This is a genomic window from Aquibacillus halophilus (assembly GCF_009649745.1).
In the GTDB taxonomy this organism is placed as follows: Bacteria; Bacillota; Bacilli; order Bacillales; family Amphibacillaceae; genus Aquibacillus; species Aquibacillus halophilus.
The window spans coordinates 1-26,037 of sequence record NZ_WJNG01000017.1 but is presented as its reverse complement, the minus strand read 5'-3'; the positions used below and the strand labels follow the sequence as shown (position 1 = coordinate 26,037).

Sequence of the window (26,037 nt, the reverse complement as noted above, 5' to 3'; positions counted from 1 at the left end):
TTATTTTTAATTACTGTACCATTATTCAGATATGTAGGCCGTCCTATTCAGACAGCCCCCTATATCTAAACTTATCTTTTATCCATTTCTTCTACTATTATCTTATTGACCATAGGAGGATTCGCTTGTCCTTTAGTCTGCTTCATAACTTGACCAACAAGGAAACCTAGTGCACGATCTTTCCCATTTTTATAGTCAATAATGGACTGTTCATTTTCATTTAGAATAGCTATAATAATCTCTGTCAATTGACCTTCATCTGAGATCTGAACAAGTCCTTTTTCTTTAACAATTTTACCAGGGTCTCCACCTTTTTCAACAAGTTCTGAGAACACCTTTTTAGCAATTTTAGAAGAAATTGTCCCGTCTTCGATTAGTTTAATCATTTTTGCTAAACCATCCGGTGTTAGTGCAAGATCCTCCAACTCTTTTTGCTCCTTATTCATATAAGCTGAAACCTCACCCATCAACCAATTTGACGCCTGCTTTACATCTGCGCCCTGTGCAATTGTCGATTCAAAGAAATCAGACATTTCCTTTGTACTTGTAAGGACCATCGCATCATAGGCTGGTAAATCTAACTCAGTGATGTAACGTTGTTTACGGACATCCGGTAAATCAGGAATCTCTAAGCGAATCCGCTCTTTCCAAGCATCGTCAATATGCAGAGGTACTAAATCAGGTTCAGGGAAATAGCGGTAATCATCCGAGCCCTCTTTTACCCTCATTAATAAAGTTTCTTTTGTTTGTTCATCATAACGCCTAGTCTCCTGAAGAATCTCTCCACCGGACAGTAGTACTTTTTGTTGTCGGATTTCTTCAAATTCTAGTCCCTTTTGAACAAATGAAAAGGAGTTTAAGTTTTTCAGTTCTGCTTTTACACCAAATTCCTCTTGTCCAATTGGGCGAAGAGAAATGTTTGCATCACATCTCAAGGATCCTTCTTCCATTTTACAATCAGATACACCGGTATATTGAATAATATTTTTAAGTTTTTCTAAATATGCATATGCTTCTTCGGGTGAACGCAAATCCGGTTCTGATACTATTTCAATTAATGGTGTACCCTGTCGATTATAGTCAACCAACGAATAGCCATCATTGCTATGTGTTAATTTACCAGCATCTTCTTCTAAATGGAGTCTGGTAATACCTATTCTTTTCTTTCTACCTTGAACTTCAATTTCAATCCAACCATGTTCCCCTATAGGCTGGTCAAATTGAGAAATCTGATATGCTTTTGGATTATCTGGATAAAAATAGTTTTTACGATCAAATTTTGTATCCGTAGCAATTTCACAATTCAATGCCATAGCTGCTTTCATTGCAAAATTTACAGCTTCTTCATTTAAGACAGGCAATACGCCTGGATAACCCAAATCAATTGGGTTAACATTTGAATTCGGCTCAGCTCCAAAGTGGTTGAAGCTTGGACTAAATATTTTTGAATCTGTTTTTAATTCTACGTGAACCTCAAGCCCGATAATTGTTTCAAAGTTCATTACCTGTCACCTCCTAATACTGGTTGCTTTTTATGGTGATCAGTCGCTTGTTCAAATGCATAGGCAGCTCGATATAATGTACTTTCATCAAAGTGTTTTCCAATTAATTGAAGGCCAATCGGTAACCCTTCACTAGAAAATCCACATGGAATTGACATTCCCGGTACACCAGCTAAGTTTACCGGAATAGTTAAGATATCGTTTGCGTACATTGTTAATGGATCATCGATTTTTTCTCCTACTTTAAAAGCAGGTGTTGGTGTAGTTGGACCAACAATAACATCGTAATCCTCGAATACTTTATCAAAATCATTCTTTATTAATGTACGTACTTTTTGTGCTTTCTTATAGTATGCATCGTAATAGCCTGAGCTAAGCGCAAAGGTTCCCAACATAATTCTTCGCTTTACTTCATCTCCAAATCCTTCACTACGAGACAATTTGTACATGTCTAACATGTTTTCAGCTTTTTCAGAACGGACTCCGTAGCGAACTCCATCAAAGCGCGCTAAGTTAGCCGAAGCTTCAGAGGACGAAAGTAAATAATAAGCAGCAACAGCGTACTTAGAGTGAGGTAAAGAAACCTCTTCCCATGTAGCACCAAGGTCTTTATAAACTTCTAAGGCATTTAAGACAGCTTCTCTAACCTCTGGAGCAACTCCCTCTTGCAGATACTCAGATGGTACAGCAATTTTCAATCCTTTTACATCCTGACTAAGTGCATCACTATAATTTGGTATTTCAACGTTTGCAGAAGTGGTATCCATTTCATCATGCCCAACAATAGCCTGTAATAAATGAGCATTATCTTCTACAGTTCGTGTTACAGGGCCAATTTGATCTAATGATGAAGCAAAAGCAACTAAACCAAATCTTGAAACAAGTCCATAAGTCGGTTTTAATCCAACAACACCACAAAATGCAGCTGGTTGACGGATAGAACCACCAGTGTCAGATCCCAGGGAAAAGAACACTTCTTTTGCTGCAACAGCTGCCGCAGAACCACCACTCGATCCGCCAGGTACATAATCTGTATTCCAAGGGTTTCTTGTCGTAAAGTAACTTGAATTTTCATTCGATGATCCCATCGCGAACTCATCCATATTCAACTTACCAATTGTTACAGTATTTTCGGATTGAAGCTTTTGCACGACAGTTGCATTATATAGTGGATCCTCAAAATTAGACAAAAACTGGCTACCACACGTTGTTCTTAGGCCTTTTGTGACAATATTATCCTTCACCCCAAGTGGAATTCCATATAAAAATGAGTTACTAGTACTCTGTCCCTCATCTAATTCCTTTGCCTTCGATTTCGCAGCTTCTTCATTTAATGTTAAAAAAGCTTTCACTTGTCCATCTACTTCTTTAATTCGGTTATACGATTCAGATACCAAATCACTAACAGTTATTTCTTTCTTATGTAGCTTATCTTGCAGTTCTTTCAATGTATAATCAAAAAGCGACATGCTTTAACCCTCCTATTCTAATATGGACGGAACACGGAACTGTCCATTCTTTTTATCTGGTGCATTGTTTAATGCATCCTCTTTTTCAATCCATTTTCTTGGTTCATCTTTTCGCATCACATTTTTTAGATCTAGTACGTGTGTAGTCGGCTTTACATTATCCGTATCTAAGTCATTCAAAAGCTCTGCATATTTAATAATATCTCCAAGCTGTTTTGTCATTTTTTCTACTTCATCATCCGTAATAGCTAAACGGGCAAGATGTGCTACGTGCTTTACTTGTTCTTTAGAAATCTCAGCCATTATATTCACCTCCAAATTTTATCACTTACTATGTATCAGCCATTGAAATAGCATGTTGAACTGGTGACACCTATAATTCCAAAGTCTTAACAACTACTTTACATTTTTACTAACAATACTTATGATAATAGCAAAAATTAAGGGGAATTGGCAACTTGTACTAATTTTCATTCTTTACTATTCTATCATGTTTTAATTACTAATCGAACTAGTTCTACTTAAACCCATTTGCCTATTTTTTATTTACTATGATAAAGTCTAGCCTAGTCCTTATAATTCCATAAGAAAAAATTACGTCAAAGCAAAAAAGAGTTCTTCCCATATTGAGAAGAACTCTTTTTATTATTACTATTACTTATAACTTACTAACAGCTTCGTCGAACTCTGCTTCAATTTCAGGTGCTGGTTTTCCACCCATGTTACTTACTACTACTGCAACAATTAAGTTAAGTAGGAAAGCAGGAACGATTTCATAAAGATCAAAGATTCCTCCTGAAAGGAAATCTCCCCATATGATAACAGTTAGGGCACCAACAATGATACCTGCTAATGCACCATTTCTAGTAATTCCTTTCCAGAATAGTGATAGGATCACTATTGGACCAAAGGCACCACCGAAACCAGCCCATGCGTAACTAACTAGTTCTAAAACAGAGCTATCAGGATTTGTGGCTAGAAGTGTTGCAATTAATGCGATAACAGCAACTGCTCCACGACCTACCCATACTAATTCACGCTCTGAAGCATTCTTTCTTAAGATAGCTTTATAGAAATCCTCTGCTACTGCAGAAGATGATACTAACAACTGAGAGTCAATTGTACTCATGATGGCAGACAAAATAGCTGCTAATAAAATACCTGCGATAATTGGATCAAACAAGATCTGTGAAAAGGCAATGAAAATTTTCTCTGGATCAGCAAGCATCTGTACGCCAGCATCATTTGTGGAAACTTCAACACCAAATTGAGCTAACATGCCTACGTCTTGTGTACTAATGAAAGCAAGACCAGCAAGACCTACAAATACTGCTCCATAAAGTCCTAAGATCATCCAAGTCATACCAATAAAACGTGCTTTTGGTACATCTTTAGCTGAACGTAAAGCCATAAAACGAGTAAGGATATGAGGCTGACCAAAATAACCTAGCCCCCATGCTAATGATGATAGTATACCTATTGCACCAACACCTGCAACCATGTTCAAGTGTCCTGGTGAAATGTTACCAACTGCATCAATGGTTGCATCCCAGCCACCAACGATCATAATAGCTCGAATTGGAACAACTATAAGTGCTAAGAACATTAAAATACCTTGGATAAAGTCTGTCCAACTTACTGCTAAGAACCCGCCAAGGAATGTATAAGATACGATAACTATTGCACCAATCCATAGTGCTTGACTATATGTTAGGCCAAATGACGCTTCAAATAATTTCGCGCCACCAACCATACCTGATGAAGTATAAAAAGTGAAGAATACCAAAATTACAATTGCAGAAATAACTCTTAATAAGTGAGATGTATCACGGAAACGATTTTCTAAGAAATCCGGGATAGTAATTGAGTTATTAGATACTTCAGTATAAACTCTTAAACGCTTAGCAACGAATTGCCAGTTTAAGTAAGCACCAATTGAAAGTCCAACTGCGATCCAAGCTCCTCCTAAGCCAGAAGCATAAATGGCACCTGGTAAACCTAGTAGTAACCAACTACTCATATCTGATGCGCCAGCACTTAATGCCGCAACACCTGGTCCTAATCTTCTTCCACCAAGAACATAATCTGATAAGTTATTCGTTAAACGATAAGATATAACCCCGATGGCGAGCATACCTAATAAATATACTATAAACGTTATTAATGTAGCTGTTTCCATGGTTTACTTTCCTCTCCCTTCAGTGAATAATGAAATAGCTGATAAAATAATTAAGATTGGCATTGGCACAAACAACCAAAACCAGGTAGCACCGGTGAGTGCAAAGTCTTCCATGTGATAACCCCCTTTTATTCATTTTGTATGCATATATTTTCATCCAATTACTAGAGAGTAATAGGAAAAAAATCTCACATAACATAAATACTATAACACAACTTGAATAGTTAGAACATTCAAATACTTGTGCACAATATCACAATTGCATAATTATGCAATATATGATGTATATTTATGCTTTTTCCTTGTAATAGATTATAAGTATTCATAAAAACTTATAAAATTAAATCTAACATTTTTCACTAAAACAACAATTTTAGATTGTATTTTTAAAGCGCTTACAAACAGTATATAATAAAAAAGACTGAACATGTTAAAATTTCAGTCTTTTTTTAAGCACTTTGCACATAGATTGTTTCTATTGATGGAAATTGCGACGTAACTTATCACTCTCTCACCGCTACGGAAATACATACGTTTTCCGCGGGTGGCTGCTGAGTCTCCTCGTGCTACGCACTGGCGGGGTCTCATCTAGGCCTTTCCTCCCGCAGGAGTCTCCGTGTATTTCCTCCGTTAGTATAGTGTTGTGTCTTATAACTACATTAAACCAACCAGAGCTAAATACTTATAATGGTTGATTATGGTGTAGGCAATCGTTTTCATGCAATGAGTAACTGCAGGACTAGAATTATCTACCTAAATCAACACCACACAAAGAAAAACTGTTTGTATTTTCAAGATGTCTATGGATTCCGCCTACGCTATTAGTAGTGTTTTTTTATTTAAGAAAAAACACATGAATTTATTGTCTCAAGGACTTTATCCGCCCTTGAACAGTGAGCTACTCGAAGCGGAGGAAAAATACGAGACTCCTGTGGGAAAGGAACAGTCTGAAGACCCCACAGTGAGTGTTCTTTACGAGCGAGGAGGCTGAAGCGTTCCCCACGGAAAGCGAGTGTTTTTCCGCAGCGGCGAGGTAGCGCACACACTTTAAAAACCGTAAGGAAGTCAGATAGTTACGTCGGAGTCTATGGATTTTACGTCACTATATTGAAAACAGCTTTAAATATTAAATCAAATACGCCAAATGATGGCCTTAATTATCTATATTTGAATCAATTGTCCGTATGCATTATTAGATAATTTGTAGTAATGGGTAGCAAATTTATATTTCTTTGCTTGTTCAAAATACCATCCCATTAAGGTACCATAAGTCACTATACTACCGATATCATTTTGTTTCTGTAAATAAGGGATGAGCTCCTCAATAACGAGACTTTCAAATTTATCAAACTTTTCCGTTAGTAAATAGAAATGAGCATGCAGTTTCATATGAAAATAGCGGTATTTATCACCACTTGCTTCCAATTTTGTTAATAGCTTCAAGCCCTGGTCGATCACCGTTCTCTTTTTATCTAGTTCATTTGTATAATAATATTCCTCAGCAAGACTAGTTATAGCAATTAATAAATCCTTATTAGTCGCTTCCTTATCCTCTAACACTAACTCAAAGTAACTGACTGCTTTCTTCGATTCTCGTTTAGATGCATATAGATAACCCAAGTTAATGTTTACCAACCGTTTTAACTCTTGATTATTGTTTATTTTAGATATCTCATCAGCCAGATTATAGTTCTCTATTGCTTTATCAAACATTCGGATTCTCCTGTAAGAGATTCCTAGTAATATGTGGCCTTGACCACACCTTGTTAAATGATAATTTTTTCTATAGAATTTCAAAGCCTTAGTTATGTAATCTATTACCTTCAATGTGTCCCTAAGCTTACTATATGTTACAGCAATAGTATAATTTAGATCCGCTGATTCTGATTCATCTAAATCTAGTAGCTCCAATTTCTCTTCTGCTAATTTATAAAAGCGCATCGCCAGATTAAATTCTTCCGTATAAGAATGGTAATTCCCAACAAATTTATACCAAAAGAATAATTCTACTTCATTAAATGAATCTCTTAATTCCTTTAACATAAGTAGTTGCTCCAAAGATTTTGATTGATCATCAATCAATAAATAGTAACGAACTTTAAATATTTCAAACTGTGTTTGTATATCTGTATAGCACAGGCTAATTAAGCCCTCGAGCTCGTCATACCTTCTTCTTAGCTCTTCTTTATCCGTTGTACCAAACAGCATTTTGAACCATTCATTACATTTTTCTTTAATGTATACATCCTCATTATCACTGTTACCTACGCCTAAACGTCTGAATAACATTTGAATAACTTTGGAACTGGCATTTGTCTTTTGGTTTTCTATTTTTGACAAGTAAGACTCCGATACAATCCCTTTCGCTAAATCCTCTTGTTTCATATTCTGTTTTATTCTTTGTAGTTTAATAAAAGGACCTACATCCATTTGCCTGTCCACCTCAAAAAGTGCATTTATTTTCAAGTATTTGTAGCTACTTTAACTTATGTATTGTTTATATAATAACACATTTGTCCTTTAAAAAAGAACTTTAGGAAAACGCATTATTTCGTTCTTACTTATAATAAAAACGCCCCCTCTTTCACATAGAATGAGGGGGCGGAGCTATTAAAGCATTTCAGATGTAGTTTTACCTTGCATATGGTGAACCAAGTAATCAGGGCCACCGGCTTTAGAGTCAGTTCCTGACATATTGAAACCACCAAATGGATGGTAACCAACGATAGCCGCCGTACATCCTCGGTTAAAGTATAGGTTTCCAACATGGAAATCTTCACGAGCTTTTTCTAAGTTAGCACGGTTATTTGTGAATACCGCACCAGTCAAGCCATAGTCAGTATTATTAGCAAATTCAATCGCTTGATCAAAATCTTTTGCTTTTGAAAAGCCGACTACTGGTCCAAATATTTCTTCTTGCATAATTGTTGAATCATGCTCAAGATCAGCAAATACTGTTGGATTAACGAACCAACCCTTAGAATTGTCGCCTGTTCCGCCAACCATTAGTTTACCTTCTTTTTTGCCTGTCTCTGCATAATCCAGAATTTTATTATAGGCTTTTTCATCAATAACTGGACCCATGTACGTATCATGGTTTGTAGGGTCTGAGACATTTATTTCTTTTGTTAATTCAACTACACGAGCTAATAAATCATCATATACATCTTCATGAGCAATTACACGTGAACATGCAGAACATTTTTGACCTGAGAAACCAAATGCTGAGTAAGTGATTGACTCTGCAGCAAGTTCAAGATCAGAACCTTTATCTACAACAATTGTGTCCTTACCACCCATTTCTATGATGGTACGTTTTAGCCACTTTTGTCCTTCGTGTACAATACCCGCACGTTCAAAGATACGTGTACCAACTTCTCTTGAACCAGTGAAGCTGATTAGACGTGTACGAGGGTGATCTACTAGGTAATCTCCTACTTCAGCACCACTACCTGGGATGAAGTTTACGACACCAGCTGGCATACCAGCCTCTTCTAATACTTCCATTAACTTATAGCTAATTACCGGAGTGGTACTAGCTGGTTTTAATAATACAGTGTTACCAGTTACTAGAGGTGCTAATGTAGTACCTGCCATAATCGCAAACAAGAAGTTCCACGGAGAAATAACAACTGTTACTCCCAACGGTATATAATTATAGCGATTATTTTCAATTTCACGGCTATTAATTTCAACGCCATCTTTTAGCTTAAGCATTTGGCGACCATAATATTCCATGAAATCAATTGCTTCTGCTGTATCTGCATCAGCTTCTTTCCACGGTTTACCACCTTCTAACACTAAGTGAGCAGTAAATTCGTGTTTACGACGGCGAACGATTGCTGCAGCACGGAATAAAATGTCTGCGCGCATTTCTGGTTTAGTTTTGCGCCACCATTGGAATGTCTCATCAGCAACTTGCATTGCTTTTTCAGCTAATTCTTTATTTGCTTTAGAAACATAACCAACAACCTGATCCTTTTTGGCAGGGTTGTATGAAATAATTTTTTCATCCGTAGTAATACGTTCTCCACCAATAATAAGTGGATAGTCTTTACCTAAGTTCTTTTCAGCTTTCTTCAATTCCGCTTCTAACGCTTTACGATTTTCATCAACTGTATAATCTGTGAAGGGTTCGTGCTTGTAAGGTGTTACCATGAAATGACCTCCTTTTTTATTTCGGACAATTTGCCTTTGTACTAACTTAATAGACTACTAAGGCTTAGCCACTAATAATTCTAACCTATAGTCTTTAACACTTCAAATAATCTAGTTCAGAGTTAGTGATAAATATGAACTGTAGGTTCGTCTTCCCCTATTTTCCGGGAAATTAAACCCTCTTGGCGATCATTTGATGTAATATTAATTTCTAATGCATAATGTGATTGAAAACCATCCATGACTAACCCATATACATACTGTGTGAAGCCTACTATTTCAGCTTTTCCATTAAATGAAACTGGTATTTCTATCGTAAGTTTTTGAAGCTGTTCATCTGCATAAAATCCTTTACCAATCACACTAGTATAATTAGGAAAATAGTCGGCTACATCCTGTTCAAAATCGGCTAAATTTGCTGAAGTATCAGGATAATTTTCTTTGGCAGTTGTCGTTGGAAACAGGACATACTCTTCGTCAATAGACTCCCATTCATTAATTGAAGAACCTTCTGATACCACTGTTTTTGAGATGAAACTTCCTGGAACAATTGAGTCATAGGATTCCTCACGATAAAGGGCAATCATCACTGGTACCGTTTCTAATTCAGCTATTTGTCGGATTCGTTCCAATACTTCTTGGGCAATTCCATTCGCTTCTTCTAACATTTCATCCTCTGAAATATCCTCATAGTAATATGGGCCACCGATTTCAGTTTGGAATCGATAAGTTGATTTTAATGCAATCCCGATGGAGATTCCGCCAAGCTGTACTACGTTTTCGTCTGTTTTAGTTAAATAATTCTGTTCTAGTATGTGAGATAAATACTTAGGATTTTCCTCTTCTTGATCTATTAATTCTTCTGTATAATCAGGATCGTTTTCGTCCAATTCAATGTTCAGCTCTGGGTTAAGACCAAGTTCATCTTCTCCCTCTTCATACCTTTCTAGCCAACCATATACCATATCTTGTGTAATGTACTGTCCCTCTTGAAAAAAATAGTTATCCGGTTCAAACGCATCTTTGGAATGGCGCATTAAACCTTCCTCAAATTCATCAATGTCCAGGCGATTTGCAACTTGGTTAACAATAACGCCTCTCGCCTTACTTATTTTATAAGGTAGTAAAACTCTATAATTTTCATCTGATATATTGTAGCTAGGAATAATCGCTGTTTCTTGCCGTGACTCATCCTGATTTTCTTCAATTACCTCATCTTGCTTATTAAAAGATGGTGCACAACTAGCTAATATTAGGAGTATCATTATCATCAAAAAAACTTTTAATCTCACCATATTCACTCCTTATTCCCCTAAGGCTTCTGTCAACTGTTGCTCATCCCATATGCTAATACCAAGTGATTTTGCCTTATCTAGTTTTGAACCAGCATCAATTCCAGCAACAAGTATATCTGTTTTTTTGCTAACACTTCCAGTCACTTTTCCACCGTAAGCTTCAATTTTTTCAATTGCCTCTTGTCTTGATAATACTTCCAATTTACCTGTAAGCACAACCGTTTTATTCATAAAAACAGAATCCTCCGGCTGCTCAGATTTCCTTGGACCTTTATACTCCATGTTTAAACCCAAAGAGCTTAATTCTCCAATTAGTTCCTTTACTTGTTCTTCGTCAAAGTACCGTACAATAGAATCAGCCATTTTCTCACCAATTTCGTAGACGGAAATGTAATCCTCAAATGTTGCTTCAACTAGACGATCCATGGTTTCAAAATTCTCGGCTAGCGTCTTAGCCCCTTTTGAACCAACATAACGTATTCCTAAACCAAACAATAACCGTTCCAATGAATTGTCTTTGGATACATCTATTGCATGAAGTAAATTATCCGCAGATTTTTCACCCATTCGTTCCAATTTTAGCAGTTCTTCTCTTTCTAACTTATACAAATCAGCAATGGTATGAATGAGCTTTTCGTCAAACAACTGTTCAATTACCTTCTCACCTAGTCCGTCTATGTTCATTGCATTCCGCGATACAAAGTGAATTAACCCTTCTTTTAGCTGTGCAGGACAACTAGGATTGATGCACCTGAGGGCTACTTCTTCTTCAAGTCGAACTAGTTCACTTCCGCAAGCAGGGCATTCCTTGGGCATATGGAAAGCTTGTTCTAGACCTGTGCGTTGATCAGTAAGCACCCGAACAACCTCTGGAATAATATCTCCTGCCTTTTTTATTACTACTGTGTCGTTAATACGTATGTCTTTCTCACGTATGAGGTCTTCATTATGCAAAGAAGCCCGCTGTACGGTGGTTCCCGCTACCTTTACCGGCTCGAGTAGTGCAGTTGGCGTGACTACTCCGGTTCTACCTACACTAAGTTCGATATCATATAGTTTAGTAGTAGCTTCTTCAGCTGGAAATTTGTAGGCAATAGCCCAACGCGGGCTTTTTGCTGTAAATCCTAATGTATCTTGATAGTCTAAGCGATCTACCTTTATAACAATTCCGTCGATATCATAGCTTAAGTTAGGACGTTTTTCTACCCAACTGTTTACATAGTCAATCACAGTCTCCATCCGATCAAAGACTCTCCACTCTGGATTTGTTTTAAATCCAAGTTCTTTCAAGTACTTTAATCGCTCACTATGAGAAGTTAATGTCCCCGCTTCCCATTGCCCCACTGCATAAAGAAAAATGTCTAAATTTCTTTTCGCGGCAATTTTAGGATCCAATTGACGCAAAGAACCTGCAGCAGCGTTACGTGGATTGGCAAAGGCTTCTTCACCGTTATCCTCTTTTTGCTTGTTTAATCCAAGAAATGATTTTTGTGGCATAAATGCTTCTCCACGGACTTCAATCGTATCTCCCTGATCAATACGCAAAGGGATGCTACGAATGGTTCTCAAATTGTTTGTAATATCTTCTCCAGTAGAACCGTCCCCACGTGTTGCTCCTTGGACGAACACTCCATTTTCGTAACGTAATGAAACGGCTAATCCATCAATCTTTAACTCACAAACATAAGAAACCTGTTCCACACCTAATCCTTCACGAACACGTCGGTCAAAGCTTATTAAATCTTCTTGATTAAAGGCATTTCCTAAGCTTAGCATTGGAACTGTATGTTGTACCTTTTCAAATCCATCTAACGGCTGGCCACCTATTCGCTGTGATGGAGAGTCAGACGTTATTAACTCGGGAAACTCTGTTTCAATCCGAATAAGCTCGTTCATCTTTTGATCATATTCATAATCAGAAACCGTTGGATTATCTTCTACATGATATTGATAATTGTACTTATTAATTTCCGTTCGTAATTGTTCAATCTGGTTTTTGGCTTGTTCTTGATCCATACCCGGACACCTCTATTATTCTTCTTTAGTAATTGGGGCAAATTTGGCTAATAGTCGTTTTATACCAGTTGGGGCTGGAAATGCAATATCTAATTCCATCGCTTCACCTTCACCATTAACCCTAACAACAGTCCCTTGACCCCATTTTTTATGGTTAGCTTTATCACCCGGTTGCCATCCAATAGATTCTCCACCTGTTGTAGCTTTTACTTTTTTCGTCATCCGCTTTGGAGGTGCTGCAAAAGGATTGGGTTTTTGTTGAGAAATTGCAGATCCGAACGTCGTCTGCTTCTCTTCCTCCATACCTTCTAACAACTCACCTGGTATCTCATTTATAAATCGACTAACGGAATTCATATTCGTTCTACCGTACAATGTTCTCATTTTTGCATGAGTAAGATGTAAATGCTTCTCTGCCCTAGTAATGCCAACGTAAGCTAATCTTCTTTCTTCTTCCATTTCTTCATCATCCATCATCGACCTGCTATGAGGAAAGACATTTTCTTCCATACCTATTAAAAAAACAACAGGGAATTCTAATCCTTTAGCCGAATGCAATGTCATCAACGTTACTTTATCGTCAGCCATTGGGTCATCATCGACTTGATCTATATCAGCAATAAGTGCTAAGTCAGTTAGAAAAGAAACTAAACTCGTCTCTTCACTGTTTTCCTCAAAGTGTTTTGTTACAGTCTTAAATTCCTCTAAGTTTTCCAAGCGGCTTTGTGATTCAATACTTCTTTCATTGATTAACATTTCTTCATAGCCTGTCCGTTTTAAAACTTCCTCAACCATATCAGTTGCTGACAAAAAGTCCTGCTGATCAATCCAGTTTTTTATTAATGCACCGAACTCAGCTAATGATTTTGCCGCTTTACCACTAACACCTGCAAAATCAACCTCTTGTACGGCAGTGTATAGGGAAATATCGTGATCGGCAGCATAGGCTTGTAATTTTTCTAACGACGTTTTACCAACGCCCCTTTTTGGTTCATTAGCAACCCTCGCAAAACTTAAATCATCATCAGGATTCGCAATCAATCTTAAGTAAGCGAGCATGTCCTTTATTTCTTTTCGATCGTAGAATTTTGTTCCACCTATAATCTGATAAGGAATATTAGCCTTAACAAATGTTTCTTCTATCGAACGGGATTGAGCATTTGTTCGATATAATATTGCGATGTCCTTATAGCTAAAAGTCTTGGATGATACTAACTCATCTAGTTTATTCGCAACAAATAGACCTTCCTCTTGTTCGGTTCCCGCTTGGAAATAATTAATCTTTGCACCTTCATCATTATTCGTCCATAAATTCTTCGGCTTACGTCCTGAGTTTTTCTCAATAACTGTATTAGCTGCTTGAAGAATCGATTTAGTCGAACGATAATTTTGCTCGAGCATGACAACAGAAGCATTAGGATAGTCTTTTTCAAAAGAAAGGATGTTTTTAATATCCGCACCTCTCCAACGATAGATCGATTGATCTGAATCACCAACGACGCAAAGGTTTTGGTAACGATTGGCCATTTGCTTCACAAGATAGTACTGGGCATGGTTCGTATCTTGATACTCATCAACATGAATGTATTGAAAACGACGTTGATAATACTCTAGTACCTCTGGAACACGGTCGAATAGATTAATTGTTTGCATGATCAGGTCATCAAAATCTAGTGACTGATTTTTTCTTAATCTTTTCTGATAACTCTCATAGACCTTCGCTATTTGCTGATCGTAAAAGTCCCCTGCCTGTTTACTATATTCCTCAGGTGTAATAAGTTCGTTTTTAGCAGAACTAATTGCACCAAGCATTGCTCTTGGCTCAAATTTCTTAGGGTCGATATTCAAGTCTTTAAGGATATTTTTAATAACTGATAATTGATCCCCACCATCCAAAATCGAGAAGTTACTGTTGTACCCAATTCGGTCAATATCTCGCCTTAGTATCCTTACACACATCGAGTGAAAGGTAGAAACCCATATACTTGAGCCTTCAGAACCAACTAGTCTATATACTCTCTCTCTCATTTCTCTTGCCGCTTTATTTGTAAAAGTGATAGCTAAAATACTACGAGGGGAAATTTCTTTTTCTCCCAATAAGTACGCGATTCGATGTGTTAGTACCCTAGTCTTTCCACTACCTGCCCCTGCCATTATTAAGAGCGGTCCCTCTGTATGTTTCACTGCTTCTATTTGTCTATTATTTAATCCTTTTAATAAATCATCCATTGTTCGACTCATAATGAACCACCTTTACTTTTTTCCTTTTACTGCTTCAACAGTCGTTAATCCATTTTTAAAATCATCGTATAGTACATCTCCAACGACAATTACATCTGCATGTTTTCCCATCTCTTGCGCTTGTTTAGCTGATCTAATTCCACCACCGTAGAATAATAATGTATTCGAAAGATTTCTTTTCACTTGTTCTGCAAGAGTAGGATCACCATAAACGCCACTATACTCTAAGTAAAAGATTGGTGTATGCAACATATTCTCAGCCATTTGCGCATATGCAATGACATCCTCTTTTTCAGGCAGATAACAATCTGTATGCTGAAATGCTTTTGCTTGTTGATTCATAATACAATAACCTTCAACGAAAAGTTCATTCCAGTTAATTATATTTCCAAACTCTTTGATCGCTTGGTGTTGTACATCTAACATCCACTTTTTGTCCTTGCTATTGAACACCATTGGAATAAAGTAGAAATCAAACCCAGGGGTTATTGCATCTAAATTGGAGATCTCGAGGACACAAGGAACAGTAAATCTACGAATACGACTTAATAACTGTAAAACATCCTCAAGTGTAACATTGTCTGTACCTCCAACAATGACAGCGTCGGTGCCAGATTCACAGACCTGCTCTAATTGTCCTTCTGAAATTTCTTTATTGGGGTCTAACTTAAAAACATGCTTCCATTCCTTCATGTTATACACAATAAACCTCCCGTATATTGTAAACCGACTAAAACGTCGAAGTTTAGTATAAATTGAATAGCAATAGTAACTCTATTTCCTTCTATAAACGATGATCATGATACTAATTAATTTTTCTGTAACTAATGATATAGTTAGCACTAGTTATCCATTGATTCATTATATCAAAAAGTAATACCATAGTTGAATGGATTAAGGAAGATTCTTAAAATCGTTATCAAAGTGCTACTTCTAATTACAGAAAAAAACTAGTCCTCATTACATAAGGACTAGCCAAACTAGTTAGACTTTAGATTGATCTGCAGGGAATACGACTCCCATTTGCTTACGCGCTTGTTCTAAAACAATTGCTATATTTAGGGAGTTTTCAAAAGTATTAATCAACGACTCTGTTTGATTGTTCATAATTAATTCAATAAAGGCCTTTGCTTCATAATACATGGTATTGCTTTTCTGATTTTGAGTTAAGTCTTCCGTAGAGCCGTCTTTGTACTTAATTTCCACGTGGGTTGGTTCACTAATACTATCTAATAGAATAGAACCTTTTTCTCCCTGAATCTCCGATTGAACATAGGAATTTGAAATTTTTGAAAACATAACAACTCCATTTAAATTTTCATAATCAAATATGACACTACCCTGCCCATCAACACCGGATTTTAACATCAAACCATTTGCGCTTAACTTGGTTGGTTTACCAAATAAATTAATCATAGGATAAATACAATAAATACCTATATCCATTAATGAACCATTGGAAAACTCTGGCTTAAATGCATTTAAAACAGTTCCTTCTTTATATGAATCATAACGTGAAGAGTATTGACAGTAGCTTGCAAAATAGCGTCGTACTGTACCAATCTTATGTAGATTATCTTTAATTGCTTTATAATTAGGCACGTGTGTAGTCTTCAAAGCTTCCATTAATAATACATTGTTCTGTTTCGCAGTTTCAATCATTAGCTTAACTTCTTCAGAATTTGAAGCTAACGCTTTTTCAACGATAACGTGTTTTCCACCCTTCATACATGCAATAGCATGTTCCGCATGGAAGGAAGTAGGACTAGCAATATAAACAGCATCTACATCATCACTTTGAACAAATTCAGCTAAACTCGTATATGTTCTATCTACGTTAAATTTGTCTGCGAATTCAGTTGCTCTTTCTTGTGTTCTTGAATAAATAGCTGTCAATGAAAAATCATCAACCTCAGAGGCTGCATTGATAAATTTTTCCGTTATCCAGTTTGTTCCTATTATGCCAAAGCGAACCATCGATACACCTCTTTTAAAGATTTGGGAGTAATCACGATTTAGAATTAGTTACTTTCCTTTTTCTTTATCTTTTAGACCACTATTATCGATGCGATCTAACACCATTTGATAGCCGTCATTCCCATAGTTTAGACATCGTTTCACACGTGAAATCGTTGTAGTAGAAGCGCTAGACTCTTGAACGATAGCTTGATAAGTACGACCTTCTCTAAGCATTTTTGCTACTTGTAATCGTTGGGCAAACGACTGAATTTCACTCATTGTTGCAATGTCGTCGAAGTAACGGTAACATTCCTCTCTATCCTGTAGCGTTAGAATTGCATCAAACAATTGATCTAATTGTTCCCCGCGCAACTTATCAATTTGCATTCCGATCACCTCTCTTTATACTGGACATATTACTGAATGGAGGCACCTTCTAAACCTGTACTTGTAGGTATCACATTAATCCATGTTTTACCCGGTACAAAACCTACCGGCTCGCCATTTTGAACTGGTATAATTTGTCCATCTATGTTTTGCCACTCTAATGATTGAACTTTACCCTTTTGAAATAGATAAGCATTTCCGCCGGAACTAAAGTCTATTTCTCGTCTTCCCGCACTATCAACTACTTCGTGATAAGTTTCTACAAAGAAAACATTATCAAGTTGAATCGGTTCCCCTGTTTCAAGATCTGTAGTTTGTTCTTCTCCATTGAACCGAAAGTACTTTTCGCTTTCAGTATCATAGGTGTATCTTACTGGAGTCGCCTCATAATTAAAACTAATTTCATTAGCAACTTCTCCTGAAATTGCCATTATCTCTTCTTCATTTAAAAATGGTATGGCTTTGTGATCCTCTTCCACTTCATACCCTTTACCCTGTGCAACTTCATAGACAGCATCAAATATTAAATATGAGTTATGAGGAGCAACTCGGAAATCCTCACGTTTAAAAAGATGACGGTCATTATCATAAAACATACCTTCTAAATGATCAGCAGCTCCTGCCTTCAGCATATCTAAAATAAATCCAGCTGCACCGTGGTGAACATAGATAGCACCATAATCATCGGCTATATTAAAGTAATAAGGACGCGCACTTCTTACTGGTCCAACAACATCCGGTTTCTCACTTTGAAATATCGCCATCAATCTAGTAATATTTCCTTCCGCTAATATTTCAAAGACAATATCCGCTTTGTTAAGTCCAGTCTGTGGTCTAGCTTGTGGATGATTATTAACCATCACTGCTACAGCACGATCGTTTACCTCATCATTTGTCGGTTCTCCACTAAACGGATACATGTTTTTAAAAGCAGGTTCTTCTGGTTCCGGTTCCTCCGGTTCTTCGATTGGTTCTGGGTCCTCTACTTCATTATTCGGATTAGGTTCTGCCACTTGTTCCTCTTTTGAACATGCTACTATTACAGTCATAATTAAAAAAATTAAGATCAAAGATTTCCAATAATAGTTTCTCATTTATCCCCGTACACCCCTTCTATCATACATTATAGTGAAATTTCTCTTTTTTTGATTATAACAAACTTACCTCATGATAGCAGGAAATAATATCTCTTTCTTTTTAACATCAACAATCCCTTGAGGGGTAATACGAATAAAGGGTAAATGAATCGATGATAAAAACAACAAGTTATAAGGGGGATCATTATACATATATCCATATTGTTTCAGTGTGTTATTTAATTGCTTATCCTTCTCAATTAACTTTTCCATACTACCTTCATACATTAAACCTGACAGTGTTAAAGGAAGTTCAAAAATAATCTCCCCTTTATCGGCAAGAACAATTCCACCACCCAGTTCTTTCATTCTGTTAAAAGCTATTGTTAAATCATGTTTACTTTTTCCAATAAGCACGATATCACCAGTTGTCGAATATGAACTTACTAGTCCACCGAGGTTGGTAGTGAACCCCTTAATTAGTGTATTTACACGCCATTTACCTTTTCGATCAATAAGCATTAAAAATGATTCATCATGATTTCGATCTATTTCTTCTACATTTCCGTCTATCGAGACTGCATATGGTTTAATAATGACATCATTTACCATCCGCAAGCCAATTGGCAGTGAAAATTGCAGATCTGATTCCTCTAAATCCCAGTCTAGCTCTAACGGTTGGATTCCATAGCTTCTCCAGTCAATCTTTACTTTATCATTGCTGAATTGCCCATCCTTTTTCATCCATTGACCCTTAGCTATTACTGACGTTGGGGTTGGATTTTCCTTCGATTCCAATATATTAAGATGGGCTACTCTACCCGGAGCAATACTTCCTAAACGTTCATGCATATTAAAATGTTTAGCTGCGTTAAAACTAGCCATCATGTAAGCATCTATGATTGGAACGCCTTGTTGTATTGCTATTTCAATACACTGATTCATCAATCCCTTTTCGTAAAAAGCAGGTGTAGAGCCATCTGTCGTCATTGTCAACGCATCGAAGTTATTCATCCCCAATTGTTTGAGTTCAGATAAAATTCTTGGTAAATCTGGACGGATGGAAGAATACCTTAAACCAACCTGATAGCCAAGACTAATACGTTTAAACACTTCTTCCCCTGTCATTGACTCGTGATCAGCGCTGGCTCCAAGTAATTTCATTTTAGTTAATGTACTCTCAGAAGCTCCAGGAAAGTGACCTTCGATTGGTTTCCCTAGTCGGATAGCTTCTTGCATCCAATAAAGAATGTGGTCATCATCCGCTAAGACTTGTGGCCAAGAAGTTAACTCTCCTCCTTGTATCACAGCTTTATGGTTAAGCCAGGCTAAAATATTTGAATCATGAAATATTTCATGTTCATTTTGAAGCAAGGTTTGTGAATCAAAGCGAGTCCACCAGTACATAGAAATCGGTAATGTCATGAAATCATCCAATAGTGTAAACGCTTTCTTTTGAGTGATTAGATTCATCCACAACAAATTATCATTCACCAGAGTTGTGGTACCAGTTTTTGATGCATATTCTGCCAGTTGTAGGGGATTATATAGTTGAAAAGGATGTGCATGTGGTTCAATATAGCCTGGTACAATGTATTTTTTCTCACAGTTAACTATTTCCGTATTTAATGTATTCGTCGGGAAATTGTCTCCCACATATACAATTCTATCTTTGTATATCCATATATGTGCCTTAATCCATTGTTTTAAAAAAACATTTAAGTAAATTGCATTTTTAAGAACCAAGGTTGGTGCAAGTGTTCCATCAACAACAGATACATGCTCTCTTAACTCTTTATTTCTCCAACGATAAAGATGCTCATTCATGGAAATCTCCCCAAATTCTCTTGTTTTTTTTATAGTAACACACCGTTAAATACAACGCACTAAGTTATGAAAGGATGGAAAGAAATGATTCGACAAAATATCGGTATATTGAATGCACTAGTAAGAATTACATGTGGTTTTACTCTTTTGACCTATGCTAGCGTTAAAATGATGCGTCGTCCTTATCATCAAGGATCGATGGTTTTAGTGGTTTTAGCTGCAATGAAAATCGCTGAGGGAATCGTCCGGTACTGCCCTGTAACCGCTGTTATTACTAACTATATGAACAATAGTGATACTGAAGATAGTGAGGACAGTGAGGATGTACCAAAAGAAGAGGATTTAGAAGAAGCTATTAATCCATCCTAAAACAATGGCGTGTGGGGGTTATATCCCACACGCCATTTGTATTAGGGTTATTGTCACTAAAATGTCACATTTAATTAGACCTGCGTAACAGAAAAAGCATAATGTAGGATATTACAATGATTGAAAGAACCCAAGCCCATGCCAATGACATTTGATTCGACTCAAAAGCTACATAGATAGCTGTCGGGATTGTTTGAGTCCTTCCAGGGATATTTCCAGCAAACATGATTGTTGCACCAAATTCACCCAATGCTCTAGCGAAGCTTAATGTTACACCCGCTACGAGTGACTTATAGCATAGTGGAACTGATATATATCTTAAGATTTCCCGTTCATTTGCACCATCAATTCGGGCCGCTTCATGAATATCTTTTCCGATTGATTGAAACCCTGTTTTAGCTGATTGGTACATTAAAGGAAATGAAACAACAATCGCAGCGATGATCGCGGCCCAAACTGTAAATAAAATAGATTGATTGAAAAGTGAATGAATTAGTTCACCAACTGGCCCATTTCTACCAAATAAAATGACTAGCAAAAAGCCAATGACTGTTGGTGGTAACACAATAGGTAATAGCATTATTGTTTCTATTGCCGTTTTCCCTTTAAATTTTTTTCTGGACATAAACCAACCAATAACCGTACCACTAAAGGCAACAATAATTGCTGCACAAGTAGCAACTAGTAGTGATAATTGAATTGGTTCCCAAAATTGACTTGTTAGCATCAAGAATCCCTCACAGGCACAAACCCATACTCTTCAAAAATTTTTAAAGACTTCTCGCTCGTTATGTAATTAAAAAATAAAATAGCTGCTTCTTTTTGTTGAGATTGTTTTAGGACCCCAATCGGATAATTAATAGGAGAGTGACTCTCTTTGCTCGCAGTCTCAACGATTCGAACTAAATTAGAGCTTAATGCATCTGTTCGATAAACAATTCCTGCCCGAGTATTACCTGTCTCTACATAATTTAATACCTGACGTACATCTTTTGTAGGAATCAACTTTTCCTGAAGTAGATCATATAGCTCTAAATTTTCTAGTAATTCCTTTGCATAGTAACCTGCCGGAACGGTTTCTGGCGTCCCAATGGCGATAGTCTGAACTTCTTCTCCCAGCAAATCATCAAAAGACATCATTTTATTATCCTGATGGGTTGGTTCAATTAAGACAAGTTCATTTTCTACAATAGTTGTATAGTAGTTATCTACTATCATTCCTTGGTCAAGCAAAGGGTGAAACTTATCCTCTGCAGCTGAGATAAATATGTCCACCGGTGCACCATGAGCTATTTGTTGTTGCAAGGATCCGGATGAGCCGAAGTTAAATGAAACATTAATTGTGTTGTTTTCTTGTTCAAAATTTGTACGAAGCTCTTCTAGGACCTCTACCATACTAGAGGCTGCCGAAATAGTTAAATCTATATTTTCTTCTTGATTCTCATTTGGAGTTGAATTCATTGAACATGCGGATAATAAAATAATTATACCAATTAAGAACAGATGGTAATGTCTACTTTTTTTCATCGATGACCGACCTTTCACAATACTTACATACCAATTCTATCAATAGCATAAGTATAGGTCTACTAGGAGTAAATACTTTACCTACTTTTTTGTTATAATGTAGGATACGATTAACAAAAGTAATATTGAGGTGATGAATTTGTCAGAATTTACACATATGAACGAACAAGGTCGAGCAAAGATGGTCGACATTACAGAGAAATCAGCAACATTCCGAAAAGCAATCGCCCATTCAAGCATCTTCGTTAATAAAAAAATATACCAACAAATCACTAATCATAAAGTTGGTAAAGGAGACGTATTAGCTGTTGCCCAAGTTGCTGGTATTATGGCAGCCAAACAAACCTCTACAATCATTCCCATGTGCCACCCGCTTCCACTTAGCGGAGTTGACATAACTTTTGATTGGCAGTTACATGAGCATGAAAATCAGGAGTTATTAATAACGGTAGAGGTCAAAACTAAGGGGAATACAGGTGTTGAAATGGAAGCACTTACCGCGGCTTCTGTTACTGCTCTAACCATATACGATATGTGTAAGGCAGTTGACAAAGGCATGGTTATTGGACAAACATACTTACAAGAAAAAACTGGCGGAAAAAGTGGCGATTACAAACGAGACAACAATTAATCATAATTAGTCAATTTCATAATACTAATTTTCTAAATTGTCATCACACATAATTGGGCCAAATCGTACTCAAATTATAGGGAGTTGCAAATTGCTGTGTAAGGTGATTATGAAATTGACTCGAATGCCAACTTTTCAGTTATCTTTCTCTACTTCCATTACAATATGACCTAATTCAGGTAGGATTAGGTCATTCATTGCTAAACGAACAGCACCAGAAGATCCCGGGATTGAAAAGACAGCCGTATTGTTTATCACCCCTGCAATTGCACGTGATAGAAGTGCAGCTGACCCGATATCCTTTTGATAGCTTAACATTCGAAAGAGTTCTCCAAACCCGGGAATTTCCTTGTCTAATGATGATTGAACTACCTCGATCGTCACGTCTCTTTTTGCTATACCTGTTCCTCCGTTTAATATAACCGCAGCTACTCCCGAATCTTCAGTTGCCTTTTCGAGCGCTCGATTAATCTCATCTTGTTCATCATGTACAATTGTATAATCTGATATGACATGTCCTTGTTCAGTTAACAGTTTTTTAATCAACTGCCCACTTTTATCATTCTCCTCTGTTCTAGTGTCACTAACAGTGATAATAGTACAGTTAACAGATTTAGCTGATACTTTTCGGTGTTTTTCTAACATATTTTAACCCCTCTATTAAAATTTCAAGATCTAATAAATTCTTTCTCACACTCCAATTTGTTGAGCAAAAAAATGGACTGTGAGAAAGTTATAAAAAACTATTTCTTGTAGAAGCTCTCCGTTAACCATTCATTAAATAATCCGTAATCCTCTTCCACACGGTTTTTATAAAACTTTGACCACATAACCATTTCTTTTACAAATCCACTATTGTCTCCGTCGATTGCCTTTAGGATTTCCTGTTCACTATGATAATTAAGAATTCCATGCTCAATATCCGTGTCAGCTCGCGAGTGAATTTTTGCCGTTATTTTACCCATCGTCTTTAATGTTCGTTTTACTTCCTTCCACTCCTGAAGATGCTTGGGTTTTAAATCCTTCTCATAAGGAGAGCGTTCACGGACATAGAATTCCCGATTATTGATGGTAAAGTAACCCAAATACGGGTCCGCTTTGTGATGCATTGCTTGTTGAGTTGTTATTACGCGCTTTCCTTGATGTTTATTTGCATTCCAAAATGCTTCATTATAGGGAAAGAAGTACGTTGGAATAGGCGCACGTGCTTCCTTTACCTCTAAAATGATGTCATCATGATGTACATTATCCTGTTGTCCTTCTATCAATATATAAAACCGTTTTAATCCAGTCGAACCAATGCCCGAACCTTTTTTCTTAACAATGTCCTTAATTTGATAGTGTTCTTCATTTAGAAAGGATTCTTCAGTTAAGCTTTCGAGATATTGGTTCCAGTTCTTCATGATTCCCTTGTACTCATTATTCGATATGGATTCCAACTTTATGCTCTCTCGAGTAAATATTCTGTTGCCATTTTCATCGATAGTTGTTTGTTTATGAAGTTCATGAGTTGCTTTACGGTCTTCTAGTTTTGTTAACATCTTCTTGATACGGCCCTTTGTATTTTCAGTTGTAAATTGTGTTGTAACCGGGTCAGCTTCCCCTTCTGCAAACTTCTTTAGTTTCTTGCAATAGGATTTTAAATACACTTCCACAAATTTGTCTTGGTCTGCTTCGGAAAAACCTTGCTGTTCCGTGAACAAGCGAATACTGACTACCATGCGTAAGACATCAAATAAATAGGAACCGAGATAACCTTCATCAAAATCATCAACATCAAATACAATCTGTTCATCTTCGTTTTGAAAGCCGCTGTAATTATCAAAATGAAGGTCACCCATCACCCATGTCGGTTTATCTTCAGGTGTATGATAGGAAAATGGAATATTCGTCACATCATAATAAAATAAATAAGCACTTCCTCGGAAAAAGCTATAAGCGTCTACCTTCATCTTGTCATATTTAATGCGACGTTCTGTCTGACTAAGGCCCATTAAATTACCATCAAATTGTTCTAGAATTGTATTTAGTGTTTGTTTTCTTAAGTAACTTTTAGTAGTTTTAATTTGTTCTTTTACATTTTGAATCATTTAGTATTACCCCCTATTTTATCAAACTAGCATCATCACTTAAATTACCCACATATCTATGGATCAAAGGATTAAAAAATCACTATCTCGCGTTCTGTTCATGAAAATATAAGTCTAACAATCTCCAGTTTTCTTAATAGTCTATCACTTAGATAGACCGACAGCAAAATTATATTTTTAAAAATTATATAAAGCATTAGGACATTCCAGAGGTATCCGCTCCTCTTATTTGTTTTATTCAAAACAAAAGGTTAACTAAACGAATAGTTAACCTTAAAGCAGTTCTCTTAATTTTTTTGGTAATTTCTTATTCTCTTACTCGTTATAAAGACCCGGTAACGACCCAAAATTTGATGGCATTTGATTCCAAGCTCCATTGTTTAAGCCTTGCTGGTTAGATGGCGTCTGGTTCCAGTTTGCGTTGTTGGGACCTGGTAACGGGCCTTCAAAGTTTGGCGGGTATGGCTGCTGATTCCATCCTCCTCCGCCTGGGCCTGGTAACGGGCCTTCAAAGTTTGGTGGGTATGGCTGCTGATTCCAGCCTCCTCCACCTGGGCCTGGTAATGGGCCTTCAAAGTTTGGCGGGTATGGTTGCTGATTCCAGTCTCCTCCACCTGGGCCTGGTAATGGGCCTTCAAAGTTTGGCGGGTATGGCTGCTGATTCCAGCCTCCTCCACCTGGGCCTGGTAACGGGCCTTCAAAGTTTGGCGGATATGGCTGCTGATTCCAACCTCCTCCACCTGGGCCTGGTAACGGGCCTTCAAAGTTTGGCGGGTATGGCTGCTGATTCCAACCTCCTCCACCTGGGCCTGGTAACGGGCCTTCAAAGTTTGGCGGGTATGGCTGCTGATTCCAGCCTCCTCCGCCTGGGCCTGGTAACGGGCCTTCAAAGTTTGGTGGATATGGTTGTTGATCCCAATTCATTTGATTTCCATATGGATTAGAACCATTATTTCCTCTTTTTGGCATTATGAACTGTTCCTCCCTCTAAATTCAATCTACATGATTAACCTATTCATTTATTATCATTTCCGCTACCACCCAAGGCAATAATGGGCATAAATCTATTGAGGAGTTTTTGAGAGTTATAGCCTATCTGGCGTATGAAAAGATGTTTTTTTATAAGACCATTGTTGTGACAGAATATCCATAGACTACGTCGTAGTATCTTTTATCTCTGACAGTAATTAAAGTTGAATGCTTACATGCCGTTCCGGCAGAATACTTCGCTTTCCATGGGCACGGCCTCAGCCTCCTCAGAATCAAAAAGCGATTCTTCCGGGGTCTTCGGACACGCGCTGTTCCCATAGG

21 protein-coding genes are annotated in these 26,037 nt (G+C 37.1%); 2 read left to right on the top strand and 19 right to left on the bottom strand.

What is annotated here, in order from left to right; genetic code table 11:
* Positions 1-71 precede the first annotated feature (71 nt).
* The 14 genes from gatB to GH741_RS18110 form a co-directional block, all read right to left on the bottom strand.
* Entirely contained in the window at positions 72-1,502 is a 1,431-nt protein-coding gene (gene gatB / locus GH741_RS18175; RefSeq protein WP_153738188.1) for an Asp-tRNA(Asn)/Glu-tRNA(Gln) amidotransferase subunit GatB, read from the bottom strand.
* A complete protein-coding gene (gene gatA, locus GH741_RS18170) occupies positions 1,502-2,971 on the bottom strand; it encodes an Asp-tRNA(Asn)/Glu-tRNA(Gln) amidotransferase subunit GatA (protein ID WP_153738187.1) in 1,470 nt (489 codons plus the stop codon). The genes gatB and gatA overlap by 1 nt, the downstream gene beginning before the upstream one ends.
* Positions 2,972-2,983: 12 nt before the next feature.
* Positions 2,984-3,274 (bottom strand): Asp-tRNA(Asn)/Glu-tRNA(Gln) amidotransferase subunit GatC, encoded by a 291-nt coding sequence (gene gatC, locus GH741_RS18165; protein WP_153738186.1) that lies wholly within the window; start codon positions 3,272-3,274, stop codon positions 2,984-2,986.
* A 355-nt stretch (positions 3,275-3,629) separates the two neighbouring features.
* Positions 3,630-5,150, bottom strand: a complete 1,521-nt coding sequence (gene putP / locus GH741_RS18160) for a sodium/proline symporter PutP (protein ID WP_153738185.1) — start codon at positions 5,148-5,150, stop codon at positions 3,630-3,632.
* Positions 5,151-6,311: 1,161 nt separating this feature from the next.
* On the bottom strand, positions 6,312-7,580 hold the full coding sequence (locus tag GH741_RS18155) for a helix-turn-helix domain-containing protein (RefSeq protein ID WP_153738184.1): 1,269 nt from the start codon (positions 7,578-7,580) through the stop codon (positions 6,312-6,314).
* 180 nt (positions 7,581-7,760) lie between these two features.
* Positions 7,761-9,308 (bottom strand): L-glutamate gamma-semialdehyde dehydrogenase, encoded by a 1,548-nt coding sequence (gene pruA, locus GH741_RS18150; RefSeq protein WP_153738183.1) that lies wholly within the window; start codon positions 9,306-9,308, stop codon positions 7,761-7,763.
* Between the two features lie 122 nt (positions 9,309-9,430).
* Positions 9,431-10,603, bottom strand: coding sequence for a CamS family sex pheromone protein (locus GH741_RS18145; protein WP_153738276.1), 1,173 nt, complete (start codon positions 10,601-10,603; stop codon positions 9,431-9,433).
* 9 nt (positions 10,604-10,612) lie between these two features.
* Entirely contained in the window at positions 10,613-12,619 is a 2,007-nt protein-coding gene (gene ligA, locus GH741_RS18140) for an NAD-dependent DNA ligase LigA (RefSeq protein WP_153738182.1), read from the bottom strand.
* Positions 12,620-12,634: 15 nt separating this feature from the next.
* Complete coding sequence (gene pcrA, locus GH741_RS18135) at positions 12,635-14,860, bottom strand: DNA helicase PcrA (RefSeq protein WP_153738181.1); 2,226 nt, start codon at positions 14,858-14,860, stop codon at positions 12,635-12,637.
* A gap of 12 nt (positions 14,861-14,872) precedes the next feature.
* Positions 14,873-15,562: a heptaprenylglyceryl phosphate synthase gene (gene pcrB, locus GH741_RS18130; RefSeq protein WP_338079554.1), complete on the bottom strand. Its 690-nt coding sequence runs from the start codon at positions 15,560-15,562 to the stop codon at positions 14,873-14,875.
* Positions 15,563-15,844: 282 nt separating this feature from the next.
* Entirely contained in the window at positions 15,845-16,837 is a 993-nt protein-coding gene (locus GH741_RS18125) for a Gfo/Idh/MocA family protein (RefSeq protein WP_153738180.1), read from the bottom strand.
* 48 nt (positions 16,838-16,885) lie between these two features.
* Positions 16,886-17,206, bottom strand: a complete 321-nt coding sequence (locus GH741_RS18120; protein ID WP_153738179.1) for a YerC/YecD family TrpR-related protein — start codon at positions 17,204-17,206, stop codon at positions 16,886-16,888.
* 29 nt (positions 17,207-17,235) lie between these two features.
* Positions 17,236-18,300, bottom strand: a complete 1,065-nt coding sequence (locus tag GH741_RS18115; RefSeq protein ID WP_153738178.1) for a DUF3048 domain-containing protein — start codon at positions 18,298-18,300, stop codon at positions 17,236-17,238.
* Positions 18,301-18,366: 66 nt separating this feature from the next.
* Complete coding sequence (locus GH741_RS18110; protein ID WP_153738177.1) at positions 18,367-20,109, bottom strand: adenine deaminase C-terminal domain-containing protein; 1,743 nt, start codon at positions 20,107-20,109, stop codon at positions 18,367-18,369.
* Positions 20,110-20,193: 84 nt separating this feature from the next.
* Between GH741_RS18110 and GH741_RS18105 the strand changes: the two genes are divergently transcribed.
* On the top strand, positions 20,194-20,478 hold the full coding sequence (locus GH741_RS18105; protein WP_153738176.1) for a YgaP family membrane protein: 285 nt from the start codon (positions 20,194-20,196) through the stop codon (positions 20,476-20,478).
* Positions 20,479-20,548: 70 nt separating this feature from the next.
* Here GH741_RS18105 and modB read toward each other — a convergent pair whose 3' ends face one another.
* Both modB and modA read right to left on the bottom strand, forming a co-directional pair.
* Positions 20,549-21,205 (bottom strand): molybdate ABC transporter permease subunit, encoded by a 657-nt coding sequence (gene modB, locus GH741_RS18100; RefSeq protein ID WP_153738175.1) that lies wholly within the window; start codon positions 21,203-21,205, stop codon positions 20,549-20,551.
* The gene (modA, locus tag GH741_RS18095) at positions 21,205-22,005 is read right to left on the bottom strand and encodes a molybdate ABC transporter substrate-binding protein (RefSeq protein ID WP_153738174.1); all 801 of its coding nucleotides are present in this window, start codon (positions 22,003-22,005) and stop codon (positions 21,205-21,207) included. The genes modB and modA overlap by 1 nt, the downstream gene beginning before the upstream one ends.
* Positions 22,006-22,144: 139 nt before the next feature.
* Here modA and moaC point away from each other — a divergent pair, with 139 nt between their 5' ends.
* Complete coding sequence (gene moaC / locus GH741_RS18090; protein ID WP_153738173.1) at positions 22,145-22,636, top strand: cyclic pyranopterin monophosphate synthase MoaC; 492 nt, start codon at positions 22,145-22,147, stop codon at positions 22,634-22,636.
* Positions 22,637-22,771: 135 nt separating this feature from the next.
* On the opposite strand, the gene GH741_RS18085 is transcribed toward moaC, so the two are convergent.
* From GH741_RS18085 to GH741_RS18075, 3 genes are all read right to left on the bottom strand, one after another.
* Positions 22,772-23,281 carry a MogA/MoaB family molybdenum cofactor biosynthesis protein gene (locus tag GH741_RS18085; RefSeq protein ID WP_153738172.1) on the bottom strand — a complete coding sequence of 170 codons (510 nt, stop codon included), beginning with the start codon at positions 23,279-23,281 and terminating at the stop codon, positions 22,772-22,774.
* A gap of 98 nt (positions 23,282-23,379) precedes the next feature.
* Positions 23,380-24,726: a DUF2252 domain-containing protein gene (locus GH741_RS18080; protein ID WP_153738171.1), complete on the bottom strand. Its 1,347-nt coding sequence runs from the start codon at positions 24,724-24,726 to the stop codon at positions 23,380-23,382.
* Between the two features lie 315 nt (positions 24,727-25,041).
* The gene (locus tag GH741_RS18075) at positions 25,042-25,695 is read right to left on the bottom strand and encodes a hypothetical protein (RefSeq protein ID WP_153738170.1); all 654 of its coding nucleotides are present in this window, start codon (positions 25,693-25,695) and stop codon (positions 25,042-25,044) included.
* Positions 25,696-26,037 lie beyond the last annotated feature (342 nt).

Bases quoted from the DNA above. Each gene is read 5' to 3' on its own strand.
- gatB (WP_153738188.1), bottom strand. From the start codon at position 1,502: ATGAACTTTGAAACAATTATCGGGCTTGAGGTTCACGTAGAATTAAAA.
- gatA (WP_153738187.1), bottom strand. From the start codon at position 2,971: ATGTCGCTTTTTGATTATACATTGAAAGAACTGCAAGATAAGCTACAT.
- gatC (WP_153738186.1), bottom strand. From the start codon at position 3,274: ATGGCTGAGATTTCTAAAGAACAAGTAAAGCACGTAGCACATCTTGCC.
- putP (WP_153738185.1), bottom strand. From the start codon at position 5,150: ATGGAAACAGCTACATTAATAACGTTTATAGTATATTTATTAGGTATG.
- GH741_RS18155 (WP_153738184.1), bottom strand. From the start codon at position 7,580: ATGGATGTAGGTCCTTTTATTAAACTACAAAGAATAAAACAGAATATG.
- pruA (WP_153738183.1), bottom strand. From the start codon at position 9,308: ATGGTAACACCTTACAAGCACGAACCCTTCACAGATTATACAGTTGAT.
- GH741_RS18145 (WP_153738276.1), bottom strand. From the start codon at position 10,603: ATGGTGAGATTAAAAGTTTTTTTGATGATAATGATACTCCTAATATTA.
- ligA (WP_153738182.1), bottom strand. From the start codon at position 12,619: ATGGATCAAGAACAAGCCAAAAACCAGATTGAACAATTACGAACGGAA.
- pcrA (WP_153738181.1), bottom strand. From the start codon at position 14,860: ATGAGTCGAACAATGGATGATTTATTAAAAGGATTAAATAATAGACAA.
- GH741_RS18125 (WP_153738180.1), bottom strand. From the start codon at position 16,837: ATGGTTCGCTTTGGCATAATAGGAACAAACTGGATAACGGAAAAATTT.
- GH741_RS18120 (WP_153738179.1), bottom strand. From the start codon at position 17,206: ATGCAAATTGATAAGTTGCGCGGGGAACAATTAGATCAATTGTTTGAT.
- GH741_RS18115 (WP_153738178.1), bottom strand. From the start codon at position 18,300: ATGAGAAACTATTATTGGAAATCTTTGATCTTAATTTTTTTAATTATG.
- GH741_RS18110 (WP_153738177.1), bottom strand. From the start codon at position 20,109: ATGAATGAGCATCTTTATCGTTGGAGAAATAAAGAGTTAAGAGAGCAT.
- GH741_RS18105 (WP_153738176.1), top strand. From the start codon at position 20,194: ATGATTCGACAAAATATCGGTATATTGAATGCACTAGTAAGAATTACA.
- modB (WP_153738175.1), bottom strand. From the start codon at position 21,205: ATGCTAACAAGTCAATTTTGGGAACCAATTCAATTATCACTACTAGTT.
- modA (WP_153738174.1), bottom strand. From the start codon at position 22,005: ATGAAAAAAAGTAGACATTACCATCTGTTCTTAATTGGTATAATTATT.
- GH741_RS18085 (WP_153738172.1), bottom strand. From the start codon at position 23,281: ATGTTAGAAAAACACCGAAAAGTATCAGCTAAATCTGTTAACTGTACT.
- GH741_RS18080 (WP_153738171.1), bottom strand. From the start codon at position 24,726: ATGATTCAAAATGTAAAAGAACAAATTAAAACTACTAAAAGTTACTTA.
- GH741_RS18075 (WP_153738170.1), bottom strand. From the start codon at position 25,695: ATGCCAAAAAGAGGAAATAATGGTTCTAATCCATATGGAAATCAAATG.